This window comes from Herminiimonas fonticola, from assembly GCF_040395855.1.
GTDB lineage: Bacteria > Pseudomonadota > Gammaproteobacteria > Burkholderiales > Burkholderiaceae_D > Oxalicibacterium > Oxalicibacterium fonticola_A.
The window spans coordinates 1-12732 of sequence record NZ_JBEBPO010000074.1 but is presented as its reverse complement, the minus strand read 5'-3'; the positions used below and the strand labels follow the sequence as shown (position 1 = coordinate 12732).

Here is a 12732-nt window from a genome sequence, read left to right as displayed (position 1 = left end):
ATGCAGGACAATATGAAAAAGATGCAGGAGCAACTTGCATCGATAGAAGTGGAAGGACAATCCGGCGCCGGCCTGGTGAAGATCGTGATGTCGTGCAAGAACGATGTAAAACGCGTGTCCATCGATCCATCGTTGCTGGCTGATGACAAGGACATGCTGGAAGATCTGGTCGCCGCCGCGTTCAACGATGCAGTGCGCAAGGCAGAAGCAACATCGCAGGAAAAAATGGCCGGTGCAACCGCCGGCATGCCGCTGCCACCAGGCTTCAAGATGCCGTTCTGATGCAGTCTGTCGCCGCATAAATTGAAAGCAGCCGTTTGAAATCCCCGTCCAGCCTTGAGTTTTTGACTGAAGCATTGCGACGCCTGCCCGGCGTCGGGCCGAAGTCTGCACAACGCATGGCGTATCACCTGATGCAGCATGACAGGGATGGCGCTGCCATGCTGGGTCGCGCCTTGTCGCAGGCGGTTGATCGCGTGCAGCACTGCGCGATGTGCAATACGTTTACGGAAAACGCTGTCTGCGAAACCTGCCTTGATGCAGAGCGTAATACTGCTTTGCTGTGTGTGGTCGAGACGCCGGGCGACCAGTTGATGATAGAACAGACGCTGACTTTCAAGGGTTTGTATTTCGTGCTGATGGGGCGTTTGTCGCCGCTGGACGGTATCGGGCCGAAAGACATCCATCTGGAAAAACTGATCAGCCGTGCTACTGACGGCATCGTGCAGGAAGTGGTGCTCGCAACCAACTTCACGAACGAAGGCGAAGCGACTGCACATTACATCAGTGAAACGCTGAAGGCGCGCGGCTTGAAGGTGAGTCGTCTGGCACGCGGAGTGCCGGTTGGTGGCGAACTGGAATATGTCGATGCCGGCACTATCGCGCGTGCGATGCTGGACAGGCGTACAACCTAGGGTCTTTTCATCTTCTGCCTGCGAGTTGATCATGCTGGATATCCTTGAATTCTTTTTTGACTGCCATGACTAAAACTGCATCGTCCGGTCCGCTGGCCGGCATCAAGGTTCTTGAACTCGGTACATTGATTGCAGGTCCGTTTTGCTCACGCATGCTGGCCGAGTTTGGCGCCGACGTGATCAAGATCGAGTCGCCGGATGGCGGCGATCCGATACGCCAATGGCGTGTGCTGAAGGACGGCACATCGCTATGGTGGTCGGTGCAGGCACGCAACAAGAAAAGTCTGACGCTGAATCTGAAAGACCCGCGCGGCCAGCAAATCGCAAAGAAGCTCGCGCTCGAAGCCGACATCATCATTGAGAACTACAGGCCCGGCGTGCTGGAAAAATGGTCGCTGGGTTACGAACAGCTAAAGACTGAAAATCCGGCCACCATCATGGTGCGGCTGTCAGGTTTCGGTCAGACCGGGCCTTTGAAAGATCAGCCGGGTTTTGGCGCGATCGGCGAATCGATGGGTGGCATGCGTTATGTATCGGGTTTCCCGGATAGACCGCCGCTGCGCATAGGAATTTCCATCGGTGATTCGGTCGCTGCAATGCATGGCGTGATAGGTGCGATGATGGCCTTGCGTCATCGCGATGTGACTGGCGGCAGATGGAACGGCAAGTCCGGCGATGAGAAAATTGCAGGACAGGGCCAGATGGTAGACGTTGCCTTGTACGAAGCCGTCTTCAACATGATGGAATCGCTGGTGCCGGAATACGATTACGCCGGTGTGGTGCGCGAGCGTACCGGCGGTGCCTTGCCCGGCATCGTACCGTCGAATACCTATACCACCGGCGATGGTGAAAATATCGTGATCGCCGGCAATGGCGATGCGATTTTCAAGCGACTGATGCTGGCGATGGGGCGCGACGATTTGGCCAATGATGCGCAACTTGCGCGCAACGACGGTCGCGTGCCGCGCACGGCAGAAATCGATGAAGCGATACAAAGCTGGTGTACGACGCAAACGATAGTCAGCGCGATGGAAATATTACAGGCCGCCGATGTCCCTGTCGGGAAAATCTACTCGGTACGTGACATGATGAGCGATCCGCAATTCCTGGCGCGTAATATGTTCGAGCAGCATGCATTCGCCGACGGCACGCCGATCAAGCTGCCGGCAATTACGCCCAAGCTATCCGAGACGCCGGGTGAAACAAAATGGCTGGGGCCGGCATTGGGTGAACATACGGACGATGTGCTGAAAATGCTGGGTTATGATGAGGCGGGTATTGCAGAGTTGAGACGCGACGGCGTGGTGTGATGCAGTTTAACAAGCAGCTTAACAAGCGCCGCAAACAGGCAAAGGGAAAATGAGATGAACAAGAATTTCTGGAAACAGTTTGCGATTGCGATTGTACTTTTTCTGTTTGGCTACTGGACGTTTAACGGTTTGATCTTTAACTAGGTCGTGCAGTGAATGGCGGAAAGCGTTCGCTTTCCGCCTGTGTATTTCCCTCTTGTTCTTCATGGCGCATCAGCGCGCTGTTTTCAATTTTCTCTTCAAGGCTTTTACCGGATCGTTGCCGGCATCCATACCTGCAATCGTGGTGAGCAACTGCAATGGCCGTAATGATTGCTTGTTGAAACGAAATGCATCGACGGTGACGAATGCGCCACTGCCGGTATAACGGGTGAGGACGATGATGTCAGGCTTTTTATCGCCATTGACATCGGCGAATCTGATTTCTTCAACGGTACCGTTGCGTGGTCGTACCAGCCCGGCGATAAAGCGATCATAAGGATAGGCAGGATCGTTCTTTGCATACAGGTGCAGGCTGTAGCTGCCGGCGCTGCGTGGTTCCAGACGTCCTTCCGAGACGACCACGGCCATGCCTTGCGGCATGGTAGCGGTGATGGTGCGATCCTTGTCGGCGGCGATGCTGCTGGTGATCATGAGACTGGCGGTGAGGCTGAATAACAGCAGGGCGATTTTCTTCATTGATTTATTTTCAGACGGGATGTGCAAGACGTTTTTTCGATGATGTGATGGCGTATTCAACTGGCGTCGCAGCCGGAATGCATGGCGGGCGATTTTACTATGCTATTTTTGCACCCTTCTCCTTGAGCAGTGCGCGCAGGATGGAACGGTGGCAGCGCGATTCATCTTCGCAATAACAGCCGACCGAAAAATTGGTGTGATGCGAGAGCGCCGCCAGCAGTTCTATCGTGTGCGTGTTGTCGTGTGTAGCCATTTCTGCACGATATTTTTTGGCGAATGCATTCCACTCTGCTTCTGTCGTGGCATGCAGGGCAAGTGGCACGATTTCGGCACTGGGTGAAAGATTGGGAAACCAGACGTCGTACCAGTTGTGCGAAGAAAATTCTGCTTTGGGTACGCCGCGCGGCGGCCGCCGTACCGTACCTATGCGCAGGCCTTCATCCGCAATGCGTTCGCTGCCTAATTTGACGATGCGTGCAACCATCATGATCTCCGGCTCATTACTGCAATTGATATTTGATGCGCAGTTGCCTGTCCTTATTCCTGTCTGACGAACAGCTTCAGTCCGGCGCTGCCCAGGCTGGATTCCATACGACTTCCCACAAATGCTGGTCGGGGTCCTTGAAATATCCGGCGTAGCCGCCCCAGAAGGTCGTTTGCGCCTGCTTGACGATGCTGGCTCCGGCATCCTGTGCTTGCAGCATGACGGCATCCACTTCGTCCCTGGAAGAGACATTGTGCCCTATCGTGAATTCAGTTGCACTGACAGGCGCGACGGCGAGGCCGGTATCGTGAGCCATGCTGTTGCGCGGCCATAGTGCGAGTTTCAACCCGGCTTGCAGGTCGAAGAAGGCGACCGCGCCATGTTCGAACTCCTCGCCGATGATGCCTTGGGTTTGCAGACCCAGGCCATCGCGATAGAAGCGCAGCGATTTTTCCAGATCATCGACGCCCAGGGTGATGACGCTGATGCGTGGCTTCATGCTCTTGTCCTCTTCAAACCGGATGCATGTATTTTAATGCCTGCAGCAGAAATCCGTTTTTCCAAATGAATAATGCAGCACATGGCTGCATTATTGAATGGTGCTGAAATTCAATTCCGGCTGACTTATTGCCGCACGCAATCCACGAAGTAGCCGCGCTTGCCATCGACTTCGCGTTTGACCAGGCCGTGCACATCGGTTTCAAAGCCAGGGAATTTCTCGTTGAAATCGCGTGCAAATTTCAGGTAGTCCACGATGGTTTTATTGAAGCGCTCGCCAGGAATCAGCAGAGGGATGCCCGGTGGATACGGCGTCAGCAAGATCGATGTAACGCGACCTTCCAGTTCGTCGATAGGCACGCGGTCGATTTCACGATGCGCCATTTTCGAGAATGCGTCGGATGGTTTCATTGCTGGCTGCATGTCGGACAGATACATCTCGGTCGTCAAACGCGCGACATCGTAGGCTTTGTAGAAGTCGTGTATCGACTGGCACAGATCGCGCAGACCGACGCGCTCGTAACGCGGGTTGGCTGCCGCAAATTCCGGCAGGATGCGCCACATCGGCTGATTCTTGTCGTAATCGTCCTTGAACTGCTGCAACGCGGTCAGTAGCGTGTTCCAGCGGCCTTTGGTGATGCCGATCGTGAACATGATGAAGAACGAATACAGGCCGCATTTTTCAATGATGACGCCATGCTCGGCCAGGTATTTGGTGACGATGGACGCCGGAATGCCGGAGTCGCCGAACTTGCCGTCCAGTGACAGACCGGGATTGACGATGGTCGCCTTGATCGGATCGAGCATGTTGAAGCCGGAAGCCAGATTGCCGAAGCCGTGCCAGTCGTCTTCGGCGCGTATCATCCAGTCATCCTGGGTGCCGATGCCTTCTTCGCTGAAACTGTCCGGGCCCCAGACCTGGAACCACCAGTCTTTGCCCCATTCCTGATCGATCTTTTTCATCGCACGGCGGAAATCCAGCGCTTCCAGAATACTTTCTTCCACCAGCGCGGTGCCGCCCGGCGCTTCCATCATGGCGGCCGCGACGTCGCACGAAGCGATGATCGAGTATTGCGGCGAAGTCGATGTGTGCATCAGGTAGGCTTCATTGAAGGCGTCCTGATCGAGTTTCACGCTTTCGGATTCGCGCACCAGAATTTGCGATGCCTGCGACAGGCCGGCCAGCAATTTGTGCGTCGATTGCGTCGAAAAGATCATCGACTCTTTCGCGCGCGGCCTATCCTTGCCGATCGCGTGCATGTTTTTGTAGAAGTCATGGAAGGTCGCATGCGGCAGCCATGCTTCATCGAAATGCAGCGTGTCGATTTCGCCGTCCAGCATGTTCTTCAGCGTTTCCACGTTGTAGATCACGCCATCGTAAGTCGATTGCGTGATGGTCAGAATGCGCGGCTTCTTGTTGACGGCTTCACGGGCAAATGGATTGGCCTCGATCTTGGCGCGTATGTTTTCCATCGTGAATTCGGACAGCGGAATCGGACCGATGATGCCGAGGTGATTACGGGTCGGCATCAGGAACACCGGAATCGCGCCGCACATGATGATCGAGTGCAGTATCGATTTGTGGCAGTTGCGATCGACGACGACGATGTCGCCAGGCGCGACTGTCGAGTGCCAGACCATCTTGTTCGAGGTCGAGGTGCCGTTGGTTACGAAGTAGCAATGATCGGCATTGAAGATGCGCGCAGCATTGCGTTCGGAAGCAGCAACCGGGCCGGTGTGATCGAGCAGCTGGCCGAGTTCTTCCACCGCGTTGCAGACGTCGGCGCGCAGCATGTTTTCACCGAAGAACTGGTGGAACATCTGGCCGATAGGCGATTTCAGGAATGCGACGCCGCCGGAGTGGCCAGGGCAGTGCCACGAGTACGAACCGTCCTGTGCGTAATGCACCAGCGCGCGGAAGAATGGCGGCGACAGCCCGTCCATGTAGGATTTCGCTTCGCGGATGATGTGGCGTGCGACGAACTCCGGCGTGTCTTCAAACATGTGAATGAAGCCGTGCAGTTCGCGCAGGATGTCATTTGGAATATGGCGCGAGGTACGGGTTTCGCCGTACAGATAAATCGGGATATCGGCGTTCTTGTGACGAATTTCTTCGACGAAGGCGCGCAGCGATTTCAATGCGTAATCGGTTTCTTCAAACGAACCGGCGCCAAACTCTTCATCGTCGATAGACAGGATGAAAGCGGATGCGCGCGATTGCTGTTGCGCGAATTGCGACAGGTCGCCGTAGCTGGTGACGCCCAGCACTTCCATGCCTTCCTTTTCCATGGCCTCGGCGAGGGCGCGTATGCCCAGCCCGGACGTATTTTCGGAACGGAAATCTTCATCGATGATGACGATGGGAAAACGGAATTTCATGCAGTCTCCAAGACGACGGAAATGGCACCCATTGGGTACCTGATAAAGAAAGCGAATTTTCGCAGATATGCGGGCGATGTGGGGAGAAAAAAGCCGCAGATCACGCGATCTGCGGCTGCTTGTTACCAGAGTGATACTGCCAGTGTCAGGCCTGAGCGTGACGGCAGCATGACAAAAACCGGATCCTAGGCGATCCGGTCGTAGGTGATATAGGCAAAATCGAATCCATTTGCCTCGGAATGATGCTCTTCGCGCGCGGTTTCCTGCCATTGTTGCGGATCGATGGCGGGGAAAAATGCATCGCAGTCGAAGGCTTTATCTATCCTGGTCACGATCAGACGGTCGCTATCGGCCAGCGTGTCGGCAAAAATCTGCCCGCCGCCGATGATGAAGGCCTGTTGGTCGCCTGCGAGTTCTTTGGCAGCCGCGATGGATGTTACCGCTTCCACGCCGGCATGTTGCCATTCTGTATTGCGCGTGATGACGATATTGCGGCGATTCGGCAAAGGCCGGCCTATCGAATCAAAGGTCTTGCGCCCCATGATGATGGGATGGCCGGAGGTCGTGCGCTTGAAGTGCGCCAGATCTTCCGGCAAATGCCAGGGCAGGGTGTTGTTGATGCCGATGCCGTTATTGGTATCGATGGCGACGACGATGGTCAGGTGTGCAGACATGTGATTCGATCAGGGAGCTGGATTAAACGGCCATCGGCGCACTCAATGGTGCGTGATGTTGGTAGTTTTCAAGACTGAAATCGCCGGGTTCGAGTTTCTCCAGCCATTCCGGTTCGTATTTTCCGGTGACGCGGTAGTCGGGGATACGATCCGACAATACCAGTCTGGGTGCAGCATACGGTGTGCGCGTCATTTGCTCGTTCAGCATATCCAGATGATTTTCATAGATATGCGCGTCGCCGATGAAATAGGTAAACCATTTCGGCGTATAGCCTGTCAGGCGACCGACCACGTGCAGCAGGGCAGCCGCTTCCGCCAGATTGAAAGGCGTGCCGAGGCCGATATCGTTGCTGCGGATGTACAGGCACAGCGAAATTTCCTTCGTGCTCTGGTTCGGCAGGAACTGGTACAGCAGGTGACAGGCCGGCAGTGCGATCGCGTCCAGCTCGGCGCAGTTCCAGCCGTGAAACAGAATGCGGCGGCTGGCGGGATTGTTGATGATGGTATCCAGACAATCGCGCAACTGGTCGATCGCCTTGTACATCAGCACCTTGTCGACGCCTTCGTCCTTGACGGCCGAGATCAGGCGAAAGCCGCGCTTTTGCGCATCCTGGATTTGCAGCTTGTTGTCGGCATCGAGCAATTTGTAGGCGGGCCACTGGCGCCACTGCACGCCATACACCGGGCCGAGATCGTCTTCACCGAGGCGATAGGGATTGTTCAGCCATTCGGTGTTTTCATTTGCATTCTGATCCCACACCTTGCAACCCAGCGCGCGGAATTCGGCCGCGCTGCGGCTGGCGCGCAAAAATCCGATCAATTCGCCGATCACGGACTTGAATGCCAGGCGCTTGGTCGTGATGGCGGGAAAGCCGTCTTTTTGCAGATCGAAGCGCAACATGGCACCGGGAATGCTGATGGTGCGTATGCCGGTACGATTTTCCTGCCAGGTGCCGGAATCGAGTACGGTCCGCACCAGGTCAAGGTACTGTTTCATGCGTAGTCCGTTTTTATTGGGTTGCGGGGAAATGCTGATTCCCGGGATTTCGCTATTTTAACTGAAGGGGCGTGCTGCCAAGTTCGCGATCAATACTGCCCGAACTGCAGCGCAGCCAAACTGGCATACAGTCCGCCGGCCGCGACCAGCGATGCATGCGTGCCGGTTTCGACGATGTGGCCGTGTTCCATCACGATGATGCGATGGGCGCGTTGCACGGTTGCCAGCCTGTGCGCAATCACCAGCGTGGTGCGCCCCACCATCGCCGCTTCCAGCGCACTCTGCACCAGACGTTCCGATTCCGCATCCAGCGCACTGGTGGCTTCATCGAGCAGTAGCAAGGGCGGGTTCTTCAGCAAGGCGCGCGCGATGGCGATGCGCTGGCGCTGACCGCCGGACAGGCGCACACCGCGCTCGCCGAGGAAGGATCGATAGCCTTCCGGCAAGCGTTCTATGAATTCATGCGCAGCGGCCATTTTTGCCACGGCGATGACTTCTTCATCGTTGGCGTCGGGGCGGCCGTAGCGTATGTTTTCCATCGCATTGGCTGAAAAAATCACGGTGTCCTGCGGCACGATGCCGATGGTATTGCGCAAGGCATGCAGATCGAGCTGGCGGATATCGACGCCATCGAGTTCGATCACGCCTTCCTGCGGATCGTAAAAGCGCAACAGCAGCTGAAACAGCGATGTCTTGCCGGCACCGGACGGGCCGACCACGGCCACCGTTTCACCGGCCTTGATCGCGACCGAGAAATTGGATATGGCTGGCGTCAATGGACGCGAAGGATAGTGAAAACTCACCATATCCAGCGCCAGTGAAGAACCGTTGGCGCGTCGCGGCGGCAAGGCGAGAGGTACTGCAGGCGAGGAAATCGGTGATTGTACTGCGAGCAGTTCGAGCAGGCGTTCGGTGGCGCCCGCTGCACGTTGTGCATCGCCTACCACTTCCGACAATGCGCCGATTGCGCCGGCAACAATGGCGGAATACAGAATGAACTGGCCGAGTTCGCCACCGCTCATGGTGCCGTCTATCACTGCATGCGCACCCAGCCACAGGACGAAAACAATCGCGCCGAAAATCAGCAGGATCGCAATCATCGTCAGCAGCGAACGGGCGCGGATGCGGCGCATCGCAGTCTTGAACGCATCTTCCACTGTCTTGCTGAAGCGCCCGGATTCAATTTTTTCATGCGTGAATGCCTGCACGGTCGGCATTGCGTTCAGAATTTCACCGGCCAGGGCGGAGGAGTCTGCGACTCTATCCTGCGAGTCGCGTGACAGGGAGCGGACGCGCCGTCCGAACCAGACGATGGGCAATACAGTTGCAACCAGCATCAGGAGGATAATTGACGACAGTTTGATGCTGGTGACGAACAGCATCACCAGGCCGCCGGCAAACAGCAGCGTATTGCGCAATGCCATCGAGATGCTGGTGCCGATCAGGGTCTGGATCAGGGTCGTGTCGGTAGTCAGACGCGACAGGACTTCACCGCTTTGCGTGGTCTCGAAAAATTGCGGACTTTGCGTGACGACATGCGAATAGACGGCATTGCGCACATCTGCCGTGACACGTTCACCCAGCCACGACACCATGTAAAAGCGTGCGGCAGTAGCGAGCGCCAGTATGCAGGCGACGCCGAACAGAGCGAGAAAATAGGTATTGATGCTGCCGGTATCGTGTATGCCGTTGGCGCCGAAGCCGAGGTCGATCATCTGGCGGAATGCATAGGGAATCGCCAGTGTCGCCGCTGCGGCAACCAGCAGTGCAATACCGGCCAGCGCAAACTGTTTTTTATAGGGCAGCAGGAATTTCAGCAAGCCGCGCAGGGTGGCGATGCTGCCTTTTTGTAATTCTCGGGACGTCGTTGGGATCATAAGGTCAGTGGCTGGCGTAAAAAATTATTGCGGGGAGCAGGTCAGATTTTCAATGTGCCCGCATCAGGCTCGAATGACATGGGTGACTTGCCGGCCGTGTGCCGTACACATCAGCGTGTGCACTGACGCGATACATAGCTTAGCACCAGTTGCAATGATGTATTTTGCAAGTCCTGTCAGCAATAGTGGTGAAAATGCATATGTTCTACGCACTCGTTTCGCTGTCATATGGGGGTGACAGTACGCAACGCAAGCTGTGTTTGCAGCAAGCGGGAACGGCGGAGGGTTTTTTACTGTCTGATTGTACTGATGCCGATATCGATACCCGTGATGCGCACATAGGCGTATTGTTTCCCATGTAGGCATTATTTCGGAGGAGCCCGCTTGACCCAATTCATTCAACTGCTGGAGCAAGGCAAGCAAACCATCGAGGATGAATTGCTCGCAGGTTTGAACGCCTCTTGCGCCCATACTTCGCCGAAATTTTTGTACGATGCTCTGGGTTCCAAGCTGTTTGAAGCGATTTGCGAACTGCCGGAATACTATCCGACCCGTACCGAAGCGGAAATCTTCAGCCGGCATGCGCGCGATATTGCACAGTCGATAGGCGCCGGAGCGACGCTGATCGATCTCGGTGCGGGCAATTGTGCAAAAGCGGCACGCCTGTTTCCGCAACTGCAGCCGGCGCAATATGTTGCAGTCGACATCTCGGTCGAATTCCTGCACGAAGCCGTGAGTCGTCTGCAGCATCGTTTTCCTGCCATAGACATGGTCGCGGTCGGTATGGATTTTTCGACAGAGCTGGCGCTGCCGGATAGCGTGCGGGAGGAAAATCGGCTGTTCTTTTACCCCGGCTCATCGATAGGTAATTTCATGCCGGAGCAGGCTCTGGCATTCCTGCGGCACTTGAAGGAAGCTTGTACGCAAGATGGGTACGGCGGTGGCGGTTTATTGATAGGCGTCGATCTGCTGAAGGACAAATCGATACTGGATGCGGCGTATGATGATGCCCTGGGCGTGACGGCATCCTTTAATCTGAATTTGCTGCTGCATTTGAATCGTTTGCTGGACGCGGATTTTGATGTGCGCGCATGGCGGCATCGCGGATTTTTTAACAGGCAATTGAGCCGGATAGAAATGTATCTGGAAGCCACCTCGAAACAGACGGTACGCTGGACTGGCGGTATGCGTTGTTTCGAGCAGGGTGAACGTATTCATACCGAGAATAGTTACAAATATACGCAGCAGGATTTTATCAATCTGCTGACGCAGGCCGGATTCAACAATGTCAGATTCTGGAGCGATCCGCAGCAGTGGTTCATGGTGTGTCATGCGCAGGCCGCATAAGGCACAGGCTGGAACATTTTGATAAAACATGCGGTCGAATCGATTTCCGGTAAACGGCACGGAAGCCATGTGCAGCAAATGGCTCGCGATCAATATTGTGGATAAGCATGAACGTACAGACAGCACGCATCCATTTGAATGAGCCGAGTGAGTTGGCGCTGCGTTTTGCAGCGGTGCGCTCCCTCTCGGCTGCATTGGCGGCCCCGTTATCGGCAGAGGATTGCTGTGCACAATCGATGCCGGATGCGAGCCCCATCAAATGGCATCTGGCGCATGCCAGCTGGTTTTTTGAAACCTTCATCCTGGAACGGTTTGAAGCGAATTTCCAGCCATATCATCCTGCCTTTCGCGTGCTCTTCAACTCCTATTACAACGGTATCGGCGACAAGCATGCGCGTGCGCAGCGCGGTTTGCTGACGCGTCCCTCGTTTGCGGAAGTACAGGCTTATCGCCGCGATGTTGATGCACGCATCACGGCATTGCTTGCGCAGCCGCTGGCAGATCGTGCATACACTGAAGTCGCCGGTCTGCTGGAACTGGGTTTGCAGCACGAGCAGCAGCATCAGGAATTGATGATGACCGATGTACTGCATCTGTTGTGGAGCAATCCGCTGAGGCCGGCGTATTGTGCTGCGCCGCATCCTGTCTCCGCGTCAGCGGGAGAGTTGGAATGGCTGTCTTTCGAGGGCGGAGTGGTGCAGATCGGTCATGCCGGCACCGGATTTTGTTTCGATAATGAAACGCCCGCGCATAGACAATTCATCGAACCCTATGCGCTTGCATCGCGCCTGGTCACGAATCGCGAATACCTTGTCTTTGTTGAAGCCGGCGGTTATCAAAATCCGGAGTGGTGGTTGTCAGAAGGATGGGATTGGGTGCGGACGCAGCAATTGACGCAGCCTTTGTATTGGCACACAGATGATGCAGCAGCACGGCAGGTATTTGGTTTGCACGGTTTGCAGTCGCTGGATCCGGATGCGGCGGCCACGCATATTTCCTATTTTGAAGCCGATGCCTATGCGCGCTGGGCGGGGGCACGCCTGCCTACCGAGGCGGAGTGGGAACATGCGGCCATGCAGTCCTTGGCGGCAGGAGGTACAGCAAGACATGCAGCAACAGCATTGAAACAGTTGTTCGCTACTTGCTGGCAGTGGACTTCCAGCAGTTACGCGCCGTATCCGGGTTATGAGACTGCGGCTGGCGCTTTGGGCGAATACAACGGCAAGTTCATGTCGAATCAGTATGTGTTGCGCGGTTCTTCATGCGTCACGCCGGAAGGGCATAGCCGTGCAACTTATCGTAATTTTTTCCCGGCGACGGCGCGTTGGCAGTTTTCCGGTATCCGGTTGGCGCGTTAGGCGGGCTTTGGCAGGAGGAAACAGCCTGTGTACGAAAGCCGCTGTCAGCGGCTTTTTTTTTTGCTGATCGGCCAGGTAGTTATTCTTGTTCAACCGTGTGAGGCGCCTATTCGCTGTTTTCAGTGATTTTTATATCCGGTGATATAAAAAAGCCCTCATCGTCGAGGGCTTTTTTCTCTTGCGAGCAGTTCGTTTTACATCGACCGTTTTACAGCA

At 55.5% G+C, this 12732-nt stretch carries 12 protein-coding genes; 5 read left to right on the top strand and 7 right to left on the bottom strand.

The window, feature by feature from the left end; genetic code table 11:
• The 3 genes from ABWP27_RS09775 to ABWP27_RS09765 all read left to right on the top strand — a co-directional run.
• Positions 1 to 282: YbaB/EbfC family nucleoid-associated protein (locus tag ABWP27_RS09775; RefSeq protein ID WP_353156053.1), on the top strand; the 282-nt coding region annotated here is incomplete at its 5' end.
• A gap of 35 nt (positions 283 to 317) precedes the next feature.
• The gene (gene recR / locus ABWP27_RS09770; RefSeq protein WP_353156051.1) at positions 318 to 914 is read left to right on the top strand and encodes a recombination mediator RecR; all 597 of its coding nucleotides are present in this window, start codon (positions 318 to 320) and stop codon (positions 912 to 914) included.
• A 65-nt stretch (positions 915 to 979) separates the two neighbouring features.
• Complete coding sequence (locus tag ABWP27_RS09765; protein WP_353156049.1) at positions 980 to 2224, top strand: CaiB/BaiF CoA transferase family protein; 1245 nt, start codon at positions 980 to 982, stop codon at positions 2222 to 2224.
• Positions 2225 to 2437: 213 nt separating this feature from the next.
• Here ABWP27_RS09765 and ABWP27_RS09760 read toward each other — a convergent pair whose 3' ends face one another.
• The 7 genes from ABWP27_RS09760 to ABWP27_RS09730 form a co-directional block, all read right to left on the bottom strand.
• Positions 2438 to 2902: a PliI family lysozyme inhibitor of I-type lysozyme gene (locus tag ABWP27_RS09760; protein ID WP_353156047.1), complete on the bottom strand. Its 465-nt coding sequence runs from the start codon at positions 2900 to 2902 to the stop codon at positions 2438 to 2440.
• Positions 2903 to 2999: 97 nt separating this feature from the next.
• On the bottom strand, positions 3000 to 3386 hold the full coding sequence (locus tag ABWP27_RS09755) for a DUF488 domain-containing protein (RefSeq protein ID WP_353156046.1): 387 nt from the start codon (positions 3384 to 3386) through the stop codon (positions 3000 to 3002).
• A gap of 76 nt (positions 3387 to 3462) precedes the next feature.
• Complete coding sequence (locus ABWP27_RS09750) at positions 3463 to 3885, bottom strand: VOC family protein (RefSeq protein WP_353156044.1); 423 nt, start codon at positions 3883 to 3885, stop codon at positions 3463 to 3465.
• A gap of 125 nt (positions 3886 to 4010) precedes the next feature.
• A complete protein-coding gene (locus ABWP27_RS09745; protein ID WP_353156043.1) occupies positions 4011 to 6263 on the bottom strand; it encodes an Orn/Lys/Arg family decarboxylase in 2253 nt (750 codons plus the stop codon).
• Positions 6264 to 6448: 185 nt separating this feature from the next.
• Positions 6449 to 6937: a dihydrofolate reductase gene (locus tag ABWP27_RS09740; protein WP_353156041.1), complete on the bottom strand. Its 489-nt coding sequence runs from the start codon at positions 6935 to 6937 to the stop codon at positions 6449 to 6451.
• 22 nt (positions 6938 to 6959) lie between these two features.
• Positions 6960 to 7934: a thymidylate synthase gene (locus tag ABWP27_RS09735; protein WP_353156039.1), complete on the bottom strand. Its 975-nt coding sequence runs from the start codon at positions 7932 to 7934 to the stop codon at positions 6960 to 6962.
• 89 nt (positions 7935 to 8023) lie between these two features.
• Positions 8024 to 9811, bottom strand: coding sequence for an ABC transporter transmembrane domain-containing protein (locus ABWP27_RS09730; protein ID WP_353156038.1), 1788 nt, complete (start codon positions 9809 to 9811; stop codon positions 8024 to 8026).
• Positions 9812 to 10195: 384 nt separating this feature from the next.
• On the opposite strand from ABWP27_RS09730, the gene egtD reads away from it, so the two are divergent.
• Both egtD and egtB read left to right on the top strand, forming a co-directional pair.
• Positions 10196 to 11158, top strand: coding sequence for an L-histidine N(alpha)-methyltransferase (egtD, locus tag ABWP27_RS09725; RefSeq protein ID WP_353156036.1), 963 nt, complete (start codon positions 10196 to 10198; stop codon positions 11156 to 11158).
• Between the two features lie 107 nt (positions 11159 to 11265).
• The gene (egtB, locus tag ABWP27_RS09720) at positions 11266 to 12516 is read left to right on the top strand and encodes an ergothioneine biosynthesis protein EgtB (protein WP_353156034.1); all 1251 of its coding nucleotides are present in this window, start codon (positions 11266 to 11268) and stop codon (positions 12514 to 12516) included.
• Positions 12517 to 12732 lie beyond the last annotated feature (216 nt).

Bases quoted from the DNA above. Each gene is read 5' to 3' on its own strand.
- ABWP27_RS09740 (WP_353156041.1), bottom strand. From the start codon at position 6,937: ATGTCTGCACACCTGACCATCGTCGTCGCCATCGATACCAATAACGGC.
- ABWP27_RS09765 (WP_353156049.1), top strand. From the start codon at position 980: ATGACTAAAACTGCATCGTCCGGTCCGCTGGCCGGCATCAAGGTTCTT.
- ABWP27_RS09755 (WP_353156046.1), bottom strand. From the start codon at position 3,386: ATGGTTGCACGCATCGTCAAATTAGGCAGCGAACGCATTGCGGATGAA.
- ABWP27_RS09760 (WP_353156047.1), bottom strand. From the start codon at position 2,902: ATGAAGAAAATCGCCCTGCTGTTATTCAGCCTCACCGCCAGTCTCATG.
- egtB (WP_353156034.1), top strand. From the start codon at position 11,266: ATGAACGTACAGACAGCACGCATCCATTTGAATGAGCCGAGTGAGTTG.
- ABWP27_RS09730 (WP_353156038.1), bottom strand. From the start codon at position 9,811: ATGATCCCAACGACGTCCCGAGAATTACAAAAAGGCAGCATCGCCACC.
- ABWP27_RS09735 (WP_353156039.1), bottom strand. From the start codon at position 7,934: ATGAAACAGTACCTTGACCTGGTGCGGACCGTACTCGATTCCGGCACC.
- ABWP27_RS09745 (WP_353156043.1), bottom strand. From the start codon at position 6,263: ATGAAATTCCGTTTTCCCATCGTCATCATCGATGAAGATTTCCGTTCC.
- ABWP27_RS09750 (WP_353156044.1), bottom strand. From the start codon at position 3,885: ATGAAGCCACGCATCAGCGTCATCACCCTGGGCGTCGATGATCTGGAA.